Source organism: Dyadobacter sp. BHUBP1 (assembly GCF_050587785.1).
GTDB lineage: Bacteria > Bacteroidota > Bacteroidia > Cytophagales > Spirosomataceae > Dyadobacter.
In genome coordinates this window covers 616,083-635,990 of the sequence record NZ_JBOBIH010000001.1, presented here as the reverse complement: position 1 = coordinate 635,990, position 19,908 = coordinate 616,083, and the positions used below count along the sequence as shown (strand labels likewise).

Here is a 19,908-nt window from a genome sequence, read left to right as displayed (position 1 = left end):
ATAATTTGAATCTTTTGTCGTTACCCTGTTATAACTTTGCGGGGCTTCCCGACGGGGGCCCCCGATTAATAGAAATTCTTTAAAAATAGGAAAAATCTAATTTACTTTGCCATGATATACACTACCACAACATTGCGTGTACTCGAATCCCAAATTCAAAAATACTAGTCTTATACATAGTTTTAATGAATTTTCAGACTTTCAATAGTACAATAATTCTTCTTATGAACAGATCCAGGTTGGCTAAAAGTTATAAATCTGTACTTCCCTATTTCCTGAGTTTCATCATTTCGTTACCCGCTTTTTCACAGGTTACTGCTCCGACAGCCCCTTCCGGGACTGCCCCGACGTCCACCGGCGCCCAGGGTACACCGCAGTCGGGTCCGAGAGGTAATAGCGGCACCACGGGCGGTAACACACAATCGGGTGCGGGCAATCCGCAAGGCGCTACCCAGCAGGGCGGAGCCCAGCAGGGAGGCAACCCGCAATCAGGGAATCCGCAGCAGGGAAACGACGGTCAGGGCGGTGACAAAGGGAAAAATGCTGCTAATCAGAACGGTCAGAATGCCGAAGGCGGTGACCAGAGCAAGATTAATACCAGCACCAGCACCAAGTTGACTCCCGAAGAACAAGCGAAAGAAGCATTTCGTCAGAAAATCTACGGATATTCAATTTTCGCAGACAAAAACCTGGGGTTAATACCTGATTTACAGATCGTTACACCAACCACCTACGTCGTTGGCCCCGGTGACGAATTGAAGATTTATCTGTATAACTACGCAGAAAGCACTTACGAAACGGTTGTCAACAAGGATGGCTTCATCAGTATTCCCCGCGTAGGAAACGTGATGGTTGCAGGCCGTACGATCGAAGAAATTAAGAAAATCCTGATCGACAAATTTGCCAAATTCGTACCGGGAATGATCGGTACGGGTGGTGAAGGGGCCCGGACAAAACTGATGGTTACACTTGGAGAAGTTCGTTCTGTAAAAGTTTTTGTAACGGGGGAAGTGATTAATCCAGGGACTTACACAGTGTCCTCCCTGTCGTCTGCATTCAATGCATTGTACCAGGCCGGCGGACCTAATGAAATTGGATCTTTCCGTGAAGTGCGCGTTGTTCGCCAGGGCAAGGTTGTATCTAAACTGGACATCTACGACTATCTTGTAAACGGTAAAATCGACGGCGATATCCGCGTACAGGAAAACGACAACGTGGTGGTAGGCTACTACCTGAAACGCGCCGAAATCGCTGGCATGGTGAAACGTCCGGGAATTTATGAGCTGACGCCGGAAGAGAAACTGAGTGATGTGCTCCGTTACGCGGGCGGTTTCAGCGACAAGGCCTACCGTGCCAGACTAAAAATTCAACGCATTACTTCCAAAGAACGTAAGATCCTGGATGTGCCGGAAGAGCAATACGACAGCTTCGAAATGGCAACCGGCGACTCGATCAACGTAGAAACTGTCCTGGACCGCTTCGAGAACATTGTCACTGTGGAAGGTGCGGTAATGCGCCCGGGCGAATACTCGCTCGATAACAGCCCTACCCTGAAAAAGCTGATTGAGAATGCACAGGGAATGCGTGAAGACGCATTTGTGGGCCGCCTGAACGTGCTGCGTACCCGCGAGGATCTGACCATTCAGACCATCCCCATCAACTTTACCGATGTATTGAACGGCGTAACACCTGATCTCGTACTGACGCGCCTCGACCAGATCATCGTCCCATCGAGATTCGAAATGGCAGAAACGGCATTTGTGAGCGTTGAAGGAGAAGTAAACAATACTAAAATCGGCGAGAACGAGGGTAAATTCCCATACACGACCGATATGACGCTTGAAGACGTGCTGGTTCAGGCTGGCGGTCTGAAAGAATCAGCCTATACTTCGGAGATTGAGGTTGTCAGAAGAAAAAGAAATTCGGTAGCCGGGGCAGCAAATGCGCAGATCTCGGAGGTCTATAAGTTCAATGTAAACCGCGACCTGTCATTGAATTCCAAAGCGACGAACTTCGTATTGTTCCCATTCGACCAGGTGATCGTTCGTAAGTCGCCCAATTATGTAGAGCAGCAAACGGTTTTCGTGGAGGGCGAAGTGTTGGTAACAGGTCCTTATACGATCGTCAATAAGAACGACAAGATCAGCGACATTATCAAAAGAGCGGGTGGCCTAACCGAGCTTGCTTATCCGGAAGGGGCAACACTCTTGCGTCGTACAATCGTGAAAAACCTCGACGAAGCGGTGGACTACACAGAAGTTCAGCAAACGGAGAAGCAAATCAAACAAGGAACCCTTACCGGTGACCTGCCGAACGTAAAAGAAGAGAAAATCGGTATTGTGCTGAAAAACATTCTGAAAAACCCGGGTTCATTCGAAGACCTCGTGGTGCAGGAAGGTGATATCATACGCATTCCAAAGCGTCTGGAAACCGTTCAGGTGACAGGCTCCGTACTTTACCCTACAACCGTGAAATATGGCAAGGGGATGAACTTCTCGGATTACATTTCACAATCGGGAGGTTTCACGGTGCAATCGCTCAGAAAGAGCTCTTATATCAAATATCCTAACGGTAATATCGATCGTACGAGAAGATTCCTGTTCTTCAATGTATATCCGAAAGTACAGCCGGGATCAGAGATCTTCGTTCCGACAAGAAATGCGCCGGCTCTGAATACACAGCAAAGCATTCAAACAGCTACAACCTTGTTGAGCTCAATTATGGGATTGATTGTAACAGTATTGGCATTCCGTTCACTTAAATAACTATGGCGACAACGACCACACAACAAATCCCGGACGACGAGTTATCTCCCAAGGAAGTCGTCGAGAAAATATTGGTAGTCAAAAATGCATTGATCCGTAACTGGCAATGGCTTTTGCTCCTGCCAGCCGTAGGTTTCGGTATCGGATATGCCATGGATACCTACCAGAATAAGCCGCCTACCTATGAAGCGACCGTCGTGTTCAACCTCGGTGCTGCGGGCGCAAGCTCAGGCTTCGGCGACGTAGCAGGCCTGCTCGGTATCGGCGCGCAGCCGGACGCGAATATCTTTACCGGAGAGAACTTCTTCTATTTTGTGAAGTCCCGCCCGGTATTGGAACGGAACTTGCTGAAAGAAGTTGAAATCAATGGGAAGAAGCAACTTCTTGCCAACTTCTATATTGACTCAAGCGGTATCAAGACCTCCGACTGGGCAGATTATCCCGACTTACAGAAATTCCATTTTACGACCAACGACGTCAAGAAAATGGACCTCAATTCCCGTATCAACCTCAATACCATCGTGAAGCGTGCAGCTGAGGCGACGGAGATTGCATCCCTCGACCGAAAGTCGTCGTTCACGCAGCTCTCCACCAAAATGGAGAACGAACGCCTCGCGGGTTTGTGGGTAACCACCCTTCTGGAAACGGTAGAAGAAATGTACACCGAAAACCAGACGCAGAAAACACGTAAAACACTCCGTCTCCTCAACCAGCGCGCCGATTCACTCGCCAGGGTGTTGGGAATTGCGGAACATAAGCTGGCCAAACAGCTCGATTACAGCGCCCAGATTATGATGCCGGAAGTAAAAGTATCAGCCAACAGTATGGAAAGGAAATCCTCATTCCTGCAACAGCTGTATTACGAAGCCATGGCCAATGCCGAAAAAATGCGCATTTCCCTCGTAAAAGAAGCCCCTTTGTTCACAGAAATCGAAGGTATCAAGGTGCCTCTGGATGTAAAATATGAAGATAAGCGTAATGCCAAAATCGGGGCATTGGCGGGTTTGATGATCGCACTGATCTTTGTTTATTTCAGAACAGTGTTTTCTACACCTACCACTACAATCGTGCGTAAGGAGGCGGTAACGGCGTAACCATGGCAACTCAACACTCTATTACAATCAAAGCCGGCGGGTCTGAAAAGGATTATTGGAAAGACCTTTGGCTCAATAAGCAACTACTCTGGATCCTTTCAAAAAGAGATCTTTCCGTTAGATATAAACAGACACTCCTTGGCGTCGCGTGGAGCGTATTGCGCCCCCTCATGACCATGACTGTCATGGTCTTTGTTTACAGTTATGTGGCCAAAATAAAAGCGGATCCCGGTATTCCGTACCCACTCATGGTACTTGGAGGGCTTACAATCTGGACTTTCTTTGCCAACACTTTCACCCAGATCAGCAACAGTATCCTGATCAACCACAACCTGGTGTCTAAGGTATACTTCCCACGGTTGCTCATGCCGCTGAGCTCGGTTGCCGTTGGTTTTGTGGATTTCCTCATCACTTTCGGTATTTATTTACTGGTGACGGCGTTCTTCCAAACGCCCATTAGCTGGCAGATCATATTTCTTCCTTGCTTCATTTTGCTTACATTTATTACATCGATGGGCTTCGGCCTGTTTTTTGCTGTGCTGAATGTACGTTTCCGGGACATCGGACAGTTGATTCCCTTTATGGTACAGGTGGGCATGTATGTATGTCCAGTGGCTTATCCCAGTAGCCTCGTTAAGGGCACCTGGTATGAGAAATACTATAACCTGAACCCCCTCGTAGGGATTATCGACGGTTTCCGCTGGTGCCTTTTGGGAAGCAAATCCTATTTCAACCCGCAGAGTTTGTATTCAACGGTTATTACATCATCGATCATTTTGGTTATTTCGCTGATCTATTTCCGTAAAAAAGAGAATACTTTCGTAGACCATATCTGAAATAACTACTCTTGGGCATGCCTGTAATTGTAGCTGAAAATATCAGCAAAAAATATATCATCGACCATCAGCGTAAAAATGGGTCATCCGGCCTGCGTGACATTGTTTCCGATACGGTTGACAAATGGTTCCGCAAGCAGGAAAAGAACGGTTTCGCCGAGAAAGAGGAGTTCTGGGCGTTGCAGGATGTGAATTTTAGTATTGATAAAGGAGACCGAATTGGTATTGTAGGCCATAATGGTGCCGGTAAATCGACGCTCCTGAAAATCATGAGCCGCATTACCGAGCCTACCACCGGCCAGATTAAAATCGACGGCCGCATCGCCAGCTTGCTGGAAGTAGGTACGGGCTTTCACCCCGAATTGACAGGCCGTGAGAATATTTTCCTCAACGGCGCTATTCTTGGTATGTCGAAGGCTGAAATCCGTGAGTCATTTGACGCGATCGTAGATTTTGCAGGGGTTGAAAAATTCCTGGATACGCCTGTTAAGAGATATTCGTCGGGGATGTACGTCCGCCTGGGTTTTGCAATTGCAGCGCACCTTAACCCGGAAATTCTTATTGTAGATGAAGTACTCGCCGTGGGTGATACCGAGTTTCAGAAGAAATGCCTGGGTAAAATGAGGGATGTTTCTGAAAGTGGCCGCACGCTGCTATTTGTAAGCCATAACCTTACCGCCATTCAGGCACTTTGTAACAAGTCATTCTATTTTGAAAAAGGCCGGCTGATAGACCAGGGCGACACGACGCACATTGTAACCAACTATCTCAGCAAGGTTTCACATAAATCGCTGGAAAAGCACTGGGACAATATCGACTCCGCTCCCGGGAACGACCAGGTACGCGTGAAGAGTTTCAAACTTTTCCCGGAATATCAGGACGATCTGAACCACATCGACGTCCGTACGCCGATCAACTTTCAGTTCGAGTTCTGGAACCTGGTAGAAGGTGCTTCGCTGAACCTGAGCATGCACCTGTACACATTCACCGGCGAGTGTATTTTCAATGTAGGCACGCAAGCGGAGACCTTCTCCAAAGGTCTTGTGAGCGGGACTTGTGAAATTCCCGGCAACTTCCTGAATGACGGCTCGTATGTGGTTTCGATGATGATTGTGAAAGACACAAGCACCGTGCTTTATAATATGGAGGAAGCCCTTGTTTTTGATATTGAGGATTACCGTGAAAATGTGACCTGGTATGGCAAATGGCCCGGATACATTCGCCCTCAACTCAATTTTTCCATTCGCCAATCTGAACACGTAGTGAATGATTAACGTCACTAAAACCTTTCTACCTGACCAGGAAGAATATCTGCAATATGTCCGTGGAATCTGGGAGCGTGGTTATCTGACCAACAACGGTCCTCTTTTACAAAAGCTCGAAGGACAACTTAAAGAATATCTGAAAGTCGATCATCTTTACTTCTGCAGTAATGGAACGATCGTTCTGCAAATAGCTATCAAAGCGCTGGAACTGAAAGGCGAGATCATTACGACGCCGTTCTCCTACGTGGCGACGTCCAATGCGATCTTGTGGGAAAACTGCACGCCGGTTTTCGTGGACATCGATCCAGCCACCTTCAATATCAATCCGGAATTGATCGAAGCGGCCATTACGCCGGCCACATCGGCGATCCTCGCTACGCATGTGTATGGCAACCCTTGCGATATCGAGGCAATCGAGGCCATTGCTCAAAAACATAACCTCAAAGTCATTTACGACGCCGCGCATGCATTTGGCGTTACCTATAAAGGAAAATCACTGCTTTCATACGGTGACCTGAGCACTTGCAGCTTTCATGCCACGAAAGTGTTCCATACCATTGAAGGCGGAGCGTTGGTTTCCAATCACCCGGAACTCGACCGCAAACTGCATTTGTTGCGTGCCTTTGGCCACCAGGGAGACGAGCATTATGAATTTGCCGGGATTAATGGAAAAAATTCGGAATTCCATGCAGCAATGGGGCTCGTAAACCTCCCGCAAGTACCCGCAATTATACAGGCGCGCAAGGAAGTTTTTGCCGCTTACGACAACCTGCTCAACTGGGATATTTTGTTTAAACCCACATTGAGTGCTGATATTGAATACAACTATGCTTATTACCCTGTGGTGTTTCCCTCGGAGACGGTCATGTTCAAGGTAATGGATGCATTGAGAGTGGAAGAAATTATTCCGAGGAGATATTTTTACCCGTCGCTTAACACCCTTTCTTTCATGCCAAGGCAAATTGCCTGCCCTGTTTCCGAGGATATCGCGGCAAGAGTGTTAAGTTTGCCATTATATGTTGGGCTTCCTTACGAAGATATCGAGAGGATTTCCCGCATTATCAACGGTCATTTATCACCATAATCGCATGGTCATTTTTTATTGGCTAACTTTTTTCCTGTTTTTATACGGTATCAGCTTTGTTGCAAAAAAAATTGCTCAACCTTCACTCACAGAGCTGATTATTACCTTCTTCATCCTTTTTGTCGGTAGCATTATCCCTACCGGCTTTGTTTTGTCGGCGCTGAACCTCACCGCTAATGTCTTGGCGTGGATCGGCGGTACCTACGTGGTGCTTGCATTACAATATCTACTCTGGACAAGGCTCGTACCGCAGCAAATGCCGTATTCCATTCGCGGACTGATCGCCAACCGCCTGGGCACATTCCGGCTTTGGACCCGGGAACTTTCCGCGTACCTGAAAGTGATTTTCGGTGCGCTGTTCCTGACACTGGCGGTGATCGGAATTACCAACCTGATACTCGTGCTCTTTACCGCGCCGAACGAATGGGACAGTATGACCGGGCACCTCAACCGCGCAATCCGTTACATTCAGCGAGGCACAATGGAGCATTTCGGTGGAGCCAACTGGAATATGGATACCTATCCGAAGAGCCTTACTACGATTCATATTTACACATACCTGATCAGCGGGAATATTGAGAATGCCTTCAAACTCATTCACCAAATGGCATATTATGTCACGCTGGTGTCTGTTTTTGGTATTGCTCAAAGGATTGGAAGGAACTTGTCAGCGAGTTTCTTTTGCGCACTGGCATACAGCTTGTTCCTCGACTTCCTGATGCAGGCCGTTACAACGGAAACTGACATTGTACTAACGGCTTACTTGAGTTGCCTGCTGTATTTCCTGTTTACCTATTACACCAGCCGCGACAATCGCTATCTCTATCTCGCAGGAATTACCTTTGCGATCGTCACAGGTCATAAGGCGACATTCGCATTACTCATGCCGTCGGTGTTCGTAATCATGATCTACACCGTTTTCCTTGCGCCAAGTTTTAAGGTATTCTTCGAAAGGACGTTAAGGCTCGGACTGGCGATCGCTTTTTTCGCATTGATTTATACCATACCGACGGGCTATATCCGCAATATCCAGGTTTTCGGGCACCCCATCGGCCCTCCAACGGCACGTTACCACCAATCCTACGAGCGCGCGGGCGGCGCGGCCAACCTGTTTGAGCAAGGAAGCCGCAATGTGATCCGATATATTTACGATTTCTGCAACCTCGACGGCATCCGGAATGCGCAATGGGGTTACGATCTGAATACCGCCATCCGGAAACCGCTGGTGCTATTGGAGAATAAATTGAAAATGCGCCTCGACGAAGAGAAAGACTTCACCATCGTTCCATTCTCTTTCCAGCGTGGGTTTTACTATTACAATGCGAACCCGTACTGGGGTGTGCTGGGATTTGCGTTAATCCTGCCGCTGATGTTCCTCGTATTGATACGGGTTTTCAGGTCGCGGGTGCATTTTTTCCTGGTGATCGCATTCTGCCTTAACCTGGCGACGATCTCCTATTCGGCGGCTTATGATCCGTTCAAAGGCCGGTATTTTATGGAAGCCGGGCTTTTCGGCGTGCTTTTCCTGTTGCTGCTCTTCTCCCACCATCGCTTGTCAATCATCAAACCGCGCAGGAATGTCTGGAAAGGCTACATTATGCTCGTTGTAGGGCTTGCCTGCATATCCGGCGTTATGGCTGTTTACCTCAATATCCGATGCCTTCCGCTGCCAGCATATGGAATGGAGTCGGCATTAACGATGGACCGTATTCCTTACCAGACGTTTGCAAGACCTGATATCACCCAAGCTTACGTCCGTTTCGACTCCATCGTGCCTGAAAATGCCACTGTGGCACTCGCAACTGTAAACAGCGATTTTGAATACCCGCTTTACGGCAAGAACCTCACGCGGAGGCTGATTTCTATCAACCCGTTTGAAGAAGGCCTTCGCCCGATCCCTAAAGACGCCGATTACCTGTTCTATGCCCGGAAGGTGGTGAACGATACCAGCAAGATCCGCGCATTACCGACTGACATCCGCCTGGGCTCCGACACCACTTTGTATCGCCGGATGTTCCTGAGCGAGCGCGGGGAAGATTATTATCTGAGAAAACTCAAATAGCCCAAGCCATGACTATTGCTATCATGCAGCCGTATATTTTTCCATATATCGGCTATTTTCAGCTGATCAATGCCGTGGACAAGTTCATTATTTACGACGATGTGAACTTCATCAACAAGGGCTGGATCAACCGAAACAACCTGCTCGTTGGGGGAAAGGCGCACCTTTTTACCATTCCGCTGAAAGATGCGAGCCAGAATAAACTGATCCGGGAAGTGGAACTTGCCCGACATGAACAGTGGCAGAAAAAATTATTGAAAACCATTCAGCAGTCATATCAGAAGGCTCCCTGTTATCAAAAGGTTTTTGAACTGATAGAAGAAATCGTAAATTTAGAAGTTGATTCAATCAACGAGCTATGTATATACGCTTTGCAAAAAACCTGCGCGTACATGGGCATAGGCACGGAGATTGTTCCCTCTTCAACGATATATAATAATAAACACCTGAAAGGACAGGACCGGATTCTGGATATCTGTAAGCAGGAGCAAGCAAACCACTACATCAATCCGATTGGCGGGGTGGAATTGTACGATAAAGGGAAATTTGAAAACGAGGGAATAAGACTGGACTTCATAAAAAGTATATCTAGCCCGTACCCCCAATTTAAAAATGCTTTCGTACCTTGGTTGTCTGTTATAGACATTCTGATGTTTAACGGTCTCGACGATATCAGGAAACAATTAGAGGCATACGAACTGATTTAGTAATGGCGAAGGTTATCGTTTTTGGAGTACTCGACACAGCAGAATTAGCGCACTATTATTTGACCCATGACTCTGATCATGAGGTTGTTGCATTCACCGTCAATCGCCAATACATCGAGCACGATAATTTTCACGGCCTGCCTGTGGTGGCGTTCGAGGAGGTGGAAACCATTTTCCCCCCTTCGGAATATAAATTCTTTGCGCCGATGACCGGGCGTAATATGAACCGCAACCGCGAGGCGATTTACAACCACGCCAAAGCGAAGGGTTATCAGTTTATCTCCTATATCAGTTCCCGTGCGACGCTCTTCGGTAATGAGATCGGCGAGAACTGCTTTATTCTGGAAGACAATACTATCCAGCCGTTCACGACTATTGGCAACAACGTCGTGTTGTGGAGCGGCAACCATATCGGCCACCATGGCCAGATCAAAGACCACGTTTTCTTTACTTCGCATGTGGTACTTTCGGGGCATTGTGTGGTAGAATCGTACTCTTTCTTCGGGGTGAATGCCACCATTCGCGACTACACGACGATCGCGCAAGGTACGCTGGTAGGAATGGCGTCGGCCATCATGAAAGAAACCGAAGAATGGGGTGTCTATGTAGGAAACCCTGCGAAAAAAGTACCCGGAAAGTTGAGCTACGAAGCTTATTGAGTCGATCCGGTTACGAGATTTTGAGCTAGCTAATATCGGTAATGGAGCAGAAGAAAATACTTTTTGTAAGTCACGATGCTAACAGGGCAGGGAGTCAGTTGCTGCTACTGCAGTTATTGCGGCTATTGAAAGAACGGGGCGTTCCGATGCACCTGCTGCTCTGTAACGGAGGGGAACTGGAAGCGGAATTCGAGGAAGTAGTGGGCGTTACGCGTCTTTTTCAAACCAAAAAGATTACCACTCCCCCATTTACCGGCAAATTGCTGCGCAAAACCAACCTGCTGAAATTCTACGAAGAGCACTCACAGCATAAAGGAAACGAAAGGGTCCTGGCGGAACTCGAACAACAGAATATCGGCCTCATTTTCATCAATTCCATTGCCAATGCGGAAGTTTATTACGACTTCCTGAAATCCTTTCACGATTTGCCTCTTGTGCTTTTTGTACACGAGCTGGCCATGTCTGTCAAGATTTATACACAGGAAGAGCAACTCTCTTTCCTGCTCAAAAAGACGGATCACCTGATCGCCGTTTCGAACGCCGTCGCTGACCACTATATCCGTAAATACGATTTCCCCGCTGCACACGTCAGCACTTTTACGCTGATCGACCACGAGCATATCGATCAACGGCTGGCCGACGTTCAGCACGACATTCTTGAAAAAACCTATAAAATCCCCAAAGACGCGATTGTAATCGGTGGTTGCGGAAATGCCGAATGGCGCAAGGGGAATGATATATTTAACTGGATCGCCAGCCGGGTTATCCGGAAGACACAGCCATTGCCGGTTTACTTCGTGTGGGTGGGCGCAGGCCCGCAGCATGAGATCTACCAGCTGATCGAAAACGATATCCGGCTTATGGGATTAGGCGACAAAATCATCCTCATTCCGCCAACGCCGCGTGCATTGGACTATATCAACCGATTCGACGTGCTGCTCCTCAGCTCCCGCGAGGACCCTTATCCACTGGTGGTTATGGAAGCTGCATTGCAGGAAATTCCGGTGGTATGTTTTGAAGGCGCAGGCGGCGCGCCGGAACTCATCGAGGGCGATGCGGGGTTTGTAGTACCGTATATGGACATTTCGGCGGCCTCGGATGCGATCATCCAGCTGATCCTCGACCCATCATTGCGGAACACCCTGGGTCAGAATGCACGTAAAAAAGTATTGGAAAGGCATAACACAGACAAAAGCGTAGCCAGCGTCGAAGCCATTATTCAGAAGTATTTACCTTTGCAGGTTTCGGAACAGCACAATCAATGACCATTGCCTTTACCATTTGCTCCATCAATTACCTCGCGCAAGCCCGGACATTAGGAGATTCGCTCAAAGCCACCAACCCGGATATCCGGTTTTTCATTGGCCTGGTCGATACGCTTCACGGAGTTGCATTTGAAGATTCATACGCACCCTCCTACCCGATGATCGAGATCGACAAGATCGAAATCAGCGATTTTCAGGAAATGTGCGCTCGCTACAATATCACCGAGCTGAACACAGCGGTAAAGCCCTTCTATTTTACCTATTTTTTCAAACATTACCCCGAGGCGAAAAATGTCATTTATTTCGATCCGGATATCATTGTTTTTCAGCCGCTAACCGAACTTAAAAACTCGCTGGCAAAGCACAATGCCGTGCTCACGCCGCATATCAATACGCCGGTCGACGACCAGTTGACCCCCAACGAGCTGCATCACCTCAATACCGGTGTTTATAACCTTGGTTTTGTGGCGTTCAGCCGTTCGGATGAAAACAACCGGTTCATCGCATGGTGGGAAGAAAAACTGCGCTATGAATGTCTGATCGATCTTTGCAACGGGCTTTTCGTGGATCAGAACTGGATGAATTTCCTGCCGGTTTTTGTCCCCAATACACATATTGAAAGAAGTCCGGGTTACAATGCGGCTTACTGGAACTTGCACGAGCGGAAATTCTCGCAGCGCGAGGGCCATTGGTATGTGAATGAAGAAAGTCCCCTGATCTTCTTCCATTATAGCGGCTACGATCCTGCCAGGCCGGATATCCTGTCGAAATACCAGGACCGTTTCGAGCTGAGTGCCCGCACCGACCTGACTGCACTTTTCGCATTGTACAAAAACAGCCTGATCGACAACGGGAACGCTTATTACCGTAAATTCCCTTGCGCATACATTAAGCCCGCGCCTGCTCGCCGGTACCTGCGCGTGAGGAAATATTTGAAAATGCCTTTCAACTACCTGATCGGCAAGCTGCAAACGATCTGATGAAAGAGCTGGTTACCGTTATCGTTCCTATTCTCGAACCTCAGATCAATCCAACGGAGGAGAAATTGCTCCATCACGCGCTGGAAATCCTTGCCGACTATCCGATCATTTTCGTCGCCGGCGAAGGTGCCGATCTTTCGGTTGTACGCGAACATGCGGAGAATATCGATGTCGTGCATTTCCCCAAACGCTTTTTCGAATCGCGGCAGCATCTGGGGCAGCTTTTGCTGATGCCGGATTTTTACGATCGTTTCAACTGGTGCGACTTTTTATTGATTCATGAGCTAAATAGCTGGGTGATCAAAGACGAGCTGCATTACTGGTGTAAGCAAGGTTACGATTACCTCAAAGCCGGCCCTGTATTGACAGATGCCCATGCTGCACCCGGCTTTTTGAAGCGCATCACCGGGCTATCGGAGGAGGAAAAACGGTTATTCGGGATGGGTTATGCGGACAACGGACTTTACCTTTGCCGCATTGAGCGGATGACGGCCGCTTTGAAAGGCAAACGAAGTGTGGCTCATCAATACCGCCACAATCCAAACCTCCCTAATGCCGACTCGGTATTCTGGGAGCTTGAAGCGAACAGGTTTTTGCCGCATTTGAGAAAGCCTACCGACATAGTACGCAGCCATTTTGCGCAATTTGGTGTCCAATATCAAAATACCACTTTGCCTTTTGCCCTGACAGGTATTTCGAGGGACAACATCCACGAAATGCCCTACTTTAAAACTTTGCCTGAAACGGAATAATCGTTCATGAATATTATATACACAGTTTGTAACCGAACCAACCTGGCACATGCACTGGCACTGGCGGATTCTGTGTTACAACACCAGCCTGAAAGTACGCTTTACATCGGATTGGTTGATTCCCTCAGTATTGAAAAGCTTCCGGAGCATGTAAAGCTGCTTCCGGTTTCGGAGTTCGCCATTCCTGATTTTAACAGGATGGCCGCTGAATATTACGATTTCGAGCTTCTACCCGCTACTCGTCCCTGGTTTGCTTTATGTTTATTAAAAAAACATCCAGAATGCACACAATTGACATTCCTGAGTCCCACAATATGGCTCAAAAACGCATTCCACAGCTTGCTCGAAGCGGGGCCTGAAATATTTTTGACACCCAACATTTCAGCACCATTAAAAAAATCGGCCATTCTGGACGACAAACGCATTCTTAATGCCGGGATGTACCATTCGGGGAGCTGGACCTTGCGGCCTTCCAACAAAACAACGGCAGCACTGGAATGGTGGGCGCACCGGACAATCGACCGCGCGTATTTTGACCTTTGCAACGGCATGAATACGGATCAGCTGTGGCTGAATTACATTCCGGTGTGGGTTCCTGCAACAAAAACAATCCATAACGCAGGTTGGCATTATGGATTGAATGCGGTTTTGAATAAAAACCTTGTCAGTCAAAACGGCACGTACGAAGTCGATGGCCAACCATTGGTTTCGCTTGATTTCGCCGGGCTTGGGTATTTCGATCCGATCTGGTCGGATCATGCCCCGCTTGTGACCGAGAACAAGGCGTTTCAGACATTGTTTATGCAGTATCAACGCATTGTCATCCGAAAGAAGCAGGAACTGAAAATTAGTGGTGAACCGGCGTTTGGAAAGTATGCCAATATCCTTCCTAACCGGCTCATGCGAAAAGGCATTGCGGCCAAATTGAAGGAATTAACCAACTATATCGATCAGTTTTAACCAGCGAAACAGGATTCCATGCATTTTTTAGAACAAACCACACAGGACCTGCGGAACTTCGTATCAGCACTGAAACCGGCCCAGACTTCCGGCAATGCGCAACGATACCCGAAACTGACGGTCATTACCCCTTCCTACAACCAGGCATCCTTTCTCGAAAGGACGATCCTGAGCGTGCTCAACCAGGGCTACCCGAATCTCGAATACATTATCGTCGACGGCGGCTCGAATGACGGGAGCGTCGAGGTGATTAAAAAATATGAAAAATACCTGTCATGGTGGGTTTCCGAGAAGGATCGCGGGCAGGTACATGCCATCAACAAGGCGCTGGAGCGAGCAACAGGCGAATATATCAGCTTCCAAAACTCCGACGATGTATATTTTCCCGGCACGTTCAGTCGTTTTGGAGAAGCAGCATTGAAATATCCGGTCGATATCCTTTATGGCGACCTGTACATGATCACTACCGACGACGAAGTGACCGAAATACTCAAAACGACTTCTTACAACTTCGATTGTCAGATCCTGGAAGGGATGCAAATCCATAACCAGTCGCTTTTCTTCAGGCGTTCGCTGGTGGAAAAGTACGGGATGTTCGACGAGTCGTTCCGTTTTGCATTCGATTACGACTTTATTACCCGGTACACTTCGCATAAATCGACGACTACGAAAAAGATCGACGGCCTCGGGGGCGCGCTGCGGGTACACGCAGAAGCGAAGTCATCGACCATCGCCACGACGATCGGCCGGGAGGAGCATGCGAGGGTACAAAAATTGTACATTTCAACGAACACCGTACTCAACAAAATCAAGTATCTTTGGTGCCGTGTCCGTAAAATCGCCTATTTCATTCTGCGGTTCGATATTCAGTACATCAGATTCCGGCTTTCCAGATGAATTGGAGCTTATTTAATGTAGTCAATAATTTTAACTATCTCCGGTATTCCGTGGGCATCGCGATGATGTTCAACGGATTTCCGCTGATATTTTTTATACGCGACACACTTGGTATAGGCCCCGCGAGCAGCGTTTTTACAGCTATTTTTTTCTCGCTGGCGCTATTATTAATGGTGCCGCCTACGCTTTTCAAGCGACTTTACAAACCGAATATCATCCTGATCAACCTCGGGCTCGGTTTTCTGCTACTGACGCTCTGGTATTTCATGTTCATGAACCATCAGGGGAAATCCATTGCTGACATCGGTAACTTCGTGTTCACATTCGGATTTATCGCATTGCTGATGCACGTCCCCAACGATGTGAAAGACACGCTGATACAAGTTCTTTTCCTGTTTTCCTTTTTTACCAACATTACCCTCGTTTACTCGCTCATCACCGATCCCAACTGGACGCCGGGTATGCGGGCTGCCGTCAATTTTGCCAACGAAGGTGCCCAACCCGGAGGTAACCCGCACATCACGGCCCGTAACGGGGTTATTACCTTACTTTCCGCCCTGGTTTTGCTGGGGAACACCAAACACCTGTTAACCAGGCTATTCCTGTTTTTTTCAGTACTGTTTGGAATGGGTGTGGTGGTATTGTCGCTCGCGAAATCCAGCTATCTCGGCTTGGGAATTGCTTTTGGAGCCTATTTTTTGTTTCATTTCAAATTTTCGAACATCACCACCGGCATCGCCAATGCATTCAAGTTCAGGAATATGGTGTTTATCATACTCATATTGGTGGCGATCAACTATTTTCTTTCGCGCTACGGTAACATCCTGAACCTGTTACTAGGTTATTGGGACATTTTCCAGGACCGGATCATGAACGTGATCTTTACGTCGACCGGGGTGAGGCTTTCGGAAGAAGCTGACGTCGATTACTCCGCTATGGGACGTGTAAGCGGTTTTGGCGAGTTTTTAGAAACCCTGTATTCGTGGGATATCTTTCTTGGCAGAGGTTATAAGAATGACTATCTCGACGTTCCTCTGCTGGAATCATGGGTAAATCACGGGATTTTTGGTTTTGTCTTTTTCGCAAGCTTTAACTTCTTCCTGTTCCTTTACGTGATCCGTGAAGTGCGCCGCCATACCAACCCTCTAACGACGTTTCTGGCCTATTTTTTTCTGTCGATGATGGTGCTGCTGTTCACCGGTGGCCGTCCCTACGATATTGCATTCTGGTTTCCGTATTCGGTTATGATCCGTTTCCTGGGTATCAAATACCTGGACGCTATCCCGAGATTTAGAAAGGTTTCAAGGCCCCGCCCGCAACCCGTAAGCACCGTAACCACCTGATACGCTCCCCCGAGCCGTGGGAGCTTCTGAGAGGTTCCCTGCATTCCGCGCATGAAGAACAGAGTTGAACAACTGGATGGGTTAAGGGGCATATTCGCCGTCCTGGTCATTGCCCATCACCACAACGCATTCAAAGAGTCGATCCTTTACAACAACTTTTTCGTGATCAACGCGAGCCTGTTTGTCGACTTTTTCTTCGTGCTGAGCGGCTTCGTCATTGCACTCAACTATGTCGACCGCATTCACAGCACCGGCGACTTCCTGACTTTCCTGAAAAAGCGTTTCATCAGATTATACCCGCTACTGTTTTACACCGAAGTCGTTTTTGTAGCAGCCAACCTGCTCGGCGAGCACAGCGCCTTGAAAAATGTGGCCGGAATGGGTCTGAGTTATTATTTGTACACATCTCTCGACGCCCTGACATTCATGGGTTCCAGCACGGTGTTCGGCGGGTGGATCAGCAATAACTATCCCTCATGGTCGATTTCGGCTGAAATGATTTCCTATGTGGTATTCGGACTGGTGGTTTTGATATTACCCCGGTTTAAATACGCAGCGTTTGCGCTCATAGGACTATTGTCGGGCATTTTCATCTATTCCCGGGGCGAATACCTGCTTGCCTACGACTACGGTTATGTCCGCGGGCTTCTCTGCTTCTCGCTGGGCATATTCACACACCGGCTGTTAAGGCAAAAAACATTTCAGCTTTCTGCGTTCGAAATACCTTTCCTGCTATTCATGATCGCGGCCATGTATTTTGTACACCATTGGGAACTGAACCTGTGGAAGCTCGTTTTCCCATTCATTTTCTCGTTCGGCATCGTCATTTTTGCGAGCTCTACCGGCATCGTTACGCAAATGCTGAGCAGCAAGCCCTTCCAGTATCTGGGCAAAATCTCCTACTCTATTTACCTGAACCACGCGATCGTGCTGATATTTGTCAACATCATTTTGTTCAGGTTTTTAAAATTACCCGAAAACGAGGGAATGTTCGCGATTTCCCTGCTCAGTTCCATCGGGTTAACTATCCTGTATTCGCATTTCACCTACGAATGGGTGGAGAAACGTGTGGGTAAATTCCTGAGAGACAACTGGAATTAATGGCATGATCTTTACTCCAGCTTTTCTGTGGCTCTGACTAAACCTTTCGGGGCCGGGATGGGTTATCATTAAAGACAAAACAGTAGTGTTATGGCAACATTCTCAGAATTGATCAACAGCGATAAACCAGTTTTGGTGGATTTCTCGGCCGAATGGTGCGGCCCATGTAAAATGATGAAGCCGATCCTCGAAAAAGTAAAAGCCGATTTGGGTGACTCGGCGACGATCATTAAAGTCGATGTGGATAAAAACCAGTCGGCGGCGCAGGCGTACCGCATCCAGGGCGTTCCTACGCTGATCGTCTTCAAAAACGGCAAGCCGCTCTGGCGCCAATCGGGCGTAGTACAGGCCGATCAGCTCAAATCCGTTATCAAGCAATACATTTAATGTTTCCCTGGTTCAATGCGTAATACCCGCGGCTTCGACACGATTGAAAATAAAGATTTTAGCATTGAGCCATTGCTGGAAAGCAGCTACGAGCAGGTCCGGTTTGTGCATTGCAGCATCCCGGACCTGGCCGGCATCGACTTCATCGACTGCGTATTCGAGGAATGCAACCTGAGCAATGCATCGGTTAAGAATTGTAAGATTTCCGATATTGAATTCGTCCACTGCAAACTTACCGGCGTCAACTTTTCGGAGGCCAAAGACTTTGCATTCGCTGCCGTTTTCGAAAACTGCATTCTCGATTACGCGGTATTCGAGCGGAAAAAGCTGAACAAAACCGTTTTCAGCAACTGCAAGATCCACAATGCGGATTTTACCCAAACCGACCTATCGAAATGCAAAGTGCATAACTGCGACTTCTGGGACGCGGTTTTCGACGGTACCAACCTCGGCGGCGTCGATTTTTCAACCAGTAAAAACTTCACAATCGACCCAACAGCCAACAATATCCGCAAGGCGAAGTTTCTCTCATCGGACCTTGCGGGCCTTTTAACCAAGTTTGACATAATTATCAAATAGTGCTTTGAACCGCTCCGCGTTTTTTGTTTCTTGGACGCTTCTAAACCAAGCCTTTGATTATGTCCACCCAGTTTTTCGCAGAGAGAGTTTTTACAGGGAAAGAAATCCTATTTAACCAGATTATCATTGCCGAAAACGGTCGTATCCGAAGCGTAGAAAGCGGTACACCCAAAACCGGCATGCCTCAGGTGACCAACCTCGCTCCCGGGCTGTTCGATAGCCATATTAACGGAGGCGAGCAGTTCTACTTCACCGAGCGCGCCGACGAGGAGACGATCGACGACATTTACCAGGCGAGCGCACGAACCGGCACCGCCTATGTACTCCCTACCCTCATTACCTCTCCGCACGACAATATCCTGAAAGGCATTGAGGCCACACGCAGCTACATGGCCAAAAATCCGGATTCCGGCGTTTTGGGAATGCATTTGGAGGGCCCGTTCCTGAATCCGATCAAACGTGGTGCGCATTTGGCGTCGTTTGTCCGCAAACCCACCAATCCAGAGCTGGAAGAGATCATCCATTACGGCAAAGACGTGATCCGCCTGATCACCATCGCCCCGGAAATGTTCACCGAAGACCAGCTGCAAATGCTGCTCGAATCGGGCATTACTGTTTCGGCGGGACATTCCAATGCTACCTACGCAGAGGCTATGACCGCATTCGACCAGGGGATTCAGCTGGTGACGCATCTGTACAATGCCATGTCGGCATTCGGCCATCGCGCTCCCGGGCTGGTAGGCGCTACTTTCGACACCGATTCCGTTTACGCGCCGATCATTATCGATGGTACCCATTGCGATTTTGGGGCTGCCAGCGTGGCCTACAAAATCAAGCGCGACAAGCTCTTCCTGATTTCGGACGCTTTATTTTTAGGACAAAAAGTTACCCAGTTTAAATGGGGGGAATTTGATGCAAGCCTGAAAGACGGGAAATACATCAATTCGGATGGCAACCTCGCGGGCGCTACCATTTCGCTTGGCGACGCCGTACGGAACGCGGTTGAGATTATTGGAATACCCGTTCAGGAAGCGATAGAAATGGCAACCATTCGTCCGGCAACCGCCTTGGGTGTCCAGGACAAGATCGGTAGCATTGCACCGGGCTACCCGGCTGTTTTCACCACATTCGACGATAATCTCGAAACCTTCGAAGTGCTGCGCGGCTAAACT

18 protein-coding genes are annotated in these 19,908 nt (G+C 48.2%); all 18 read left to right on the top strand.

Annotated elements, in window-relative coordinates:
• Positions 1–224 precede the first annotated feature (224 nt).
• Positions 225–2,765, top strand: a complete 2,541-nt coding sequence (locus ACQ4MZ_RS02745; RefSeq protein ID WP_430842708.1) for an SLBB domain-containing protein — start codon at positions 225–227, stop codon at positions 2,763–2,765.
• Between the two features lie 2 nt (positions 2,766–2,767).
• The gene (locus tag ACQ4MZ_RS02740) at positions 2,768–3,859 is read left to right on the top strand and encodes a hypothetical protein (protein WP_430842706.1); all 1,092 of its coding nucleotides are present in this window, start codon (positions 2,768–2,770) and stop codon (positions 3,857–3,859) included.
• A gap of 2 nt (positions 3,860–3,861) precedes the next feature.
• Positions 3,862–4,695 carry an ABC transporter permease gene (locus tag ACQ4MZ_RS02735; RefSeq protein WP_106597149.1) on the top strand — a complete coding sequence of 278 codons (834 nt, stop codon included), beginning with the start codon at positions 3,862–3,864 and terminating at the stop codon, positions 4,693–4,695.
• A gap of 17 nt (positions 4,696–4,712) precedes the next feature.
• Positions 4,713–5,969 carry an ABC transporter ATP-binding protein gene (locus ACQ4MZ_RS02730; protein ID WP_430842704.1) on the top strand — a complete coding sequence of 419 codons (1,257 nt, stop codon included), beginning with the start codon at positions 4,713–4,715 and terminating at the stop codon, positions 5,967–5,969.
• Positions 5,962–7,044 (top strand): DegT/DnrJ/EryC1/StrS family aminotransferase, encoded by a 1,083-nt coding sequence (locus tag ACQ4MZ_RS02725; RefSeq protein ID WP_430842702.1) that lies wholly within the window; start codon positions 5,962–5,964, stop codon positions 7,042–7,044. The genes ACQ4MZ_RS02730 and ACQ4MZ_RS02725 overlap by 8 nt, the downstream gene beginning before the upstream one ends.
• Before the next feature lie 4 nt (positions 7,045–7,048).
• Positions 7,049–9,106, top strand: coding sequence for an ArnT family glycosyltransferase (locus tag ACQ4MZ_RS02720; RefSeq protein ID WP_430842700.1), 2,058 nt, complete (start codon positions 7,049–7,051; stop codon positions 9,104–9,106).
• Positions 9,107–9,114: 8 nt separating this feature from the next.
• Positions 9,115–9,813 carry a WbqC family protein gene (locus tag ACQ4MZ_RS02715; protein ID WP_430842698.1) on the top strand — a complete coding sequence of 233 codons (699 nt, stop codon included), beginning with the start codon at positions 9,115–9,117 and terminating at the stop codon, positions 9,811–9,813.
• Positions 9,814–9,815: 2 nt separating this feature from the next.
• Positions 9,816–10,472 (top strand): acetyltransferase, encoded by a 657-nt coding sequence (locus ACQ4MZ_RS02710; RefSeq protein WP_430842696.1) that lies wholly within the window; start codon positions 9,816–9,818, stop codon positions 10,470–10,472.
• A gap of 41 nt (positions 10,473–10,513) precedes the next feature.
• Positions 10,514–11,737, top strand: a complete 1,224-nt coding sequence (locus ACQ4MZ_RS02705; RefSeq protein ID WP_430842694.1) for a glycosyltransferase family 4 protein — start codon at positions 10,514–10,516, stop codon at positions 11,735–11,737.
• Positions 11,734–12,717 (top strand): glycosyl transferase, encoded by a 984-nt coding sequence (locus ACQ4MZ_RS02700; RefSeq protein WP_430842692.1) that lies wholly within the window; start codon positions 11,734–11,736, stop codon positions 12,715–12,717. The genes ACQ4MZ_RS02705 and ACQ4MZ_RS02700 overlap by 4 nt, the downstream gene beginning before the upstream one ends.
• On the top strand, positions 12,717–13,469 hold the full coding sequence (locus ACQ4MZ_RS02695) for a DUF5672 family protein (protein WP_430842690.1): 753 nt from the start codon (positions 12,717–12,719) through the stop codon (positions 13,467–13,469). Before ACQ4MZ_RS02700 ends, ACQ4MZ_RS02695 begins: the two co-directional genes overlap by 1 nt.
• Before the next feature lie 6 nt (positions 13,470–13,475).
• Complete coding sequence (locus ACQ4MZ_RS02690) at positions 13,476–14,429, top strand: hypothetical protein (RefSeq protein WP_430842688.1); 954 nt, start codon at positions 13,476–13,478, stop codon at positions 14,427–14,429.
• Between the two features lie 18 nt (positions 14,430–14,447).
• Positions 14,448–15,326 (top strand): glycosyltransferase family 2 protein, encoded by an 879-nt coding sequence (locus ACQ4MZ_RS02685; RefSeq protein ID WP_430842686.1) that lies wholly within the window; start codon positions 14,448–14,450, stop codon positions 15,324–15,326.
• Positions 15,323–16,669 carry a hypothetical protein gene (locus ACQ4MZ_RS02680; RefSeq protein WP_430842684.1) on the top strand — a complete coding sequence of 449 codons (1,347 nt, stop codon included), beginning with the start codon at positions 15,323–15,325 and terminating at the stop codon, positions 16,667–16,669. The genes ACQ4MZ_RS02685 and ACQ4MZ_RS02680 overlap by 4 nt, the downstream gene beginning before the upstream one ends.
• A 51-nt stretch (positions 16,670–16,720) precedes the next feature.
• Entirely contained in the window at positions 16,721–17,770 is a 1,050-nt protein-coding gene (locus ACQ4MZ_RS02675; RefSeq protein ID WP_430842682.1) for an acyltransferase family protein, read from the top strand.
• A gap of 90 nt (positions 17,771–17,860) precedes the next feature.
• Positions 17,861–18,157 (top strand): thioredoxin, encoded by a 297-nt coding sequence (trxA, locus tag ACQ4MZ_RS02670; protein ID WP_090375102.1) that lies wholly within the window; start codon positions 17,861–17,863, stop codon positions 18,155–18,157.
• Positions 18,158–18,172: 15 nt separating this feature from the next.
• On the top strand, positions 18,173–18,736 hold the full coding sequence (locus ACQ4MZ_RS02665; protein ID WP_430842679.1) for a pentapeptide repeat-containing protein: 564 nt from the start codon (positions 18,173–18,175) through the stop codon (positions 18,734–18,736).
• 59 nt (positions 18,737–18,795) lie between these two features.
• On the top strand, positions 18,796–19,905 hold the full coding sequence (gene nagA / locus ACQ4MZ_RS02660; RefSeq protein WP_430842677.1) for an N-acetylglucosamine-6-phosphate deacetylase: 1,110 nt from the start codon (positions 18,796–18,798) through the stop codon (positions 19,903–19,905).
• Positions 19,906–19,908: the final 3 nt, after the last annotated feature.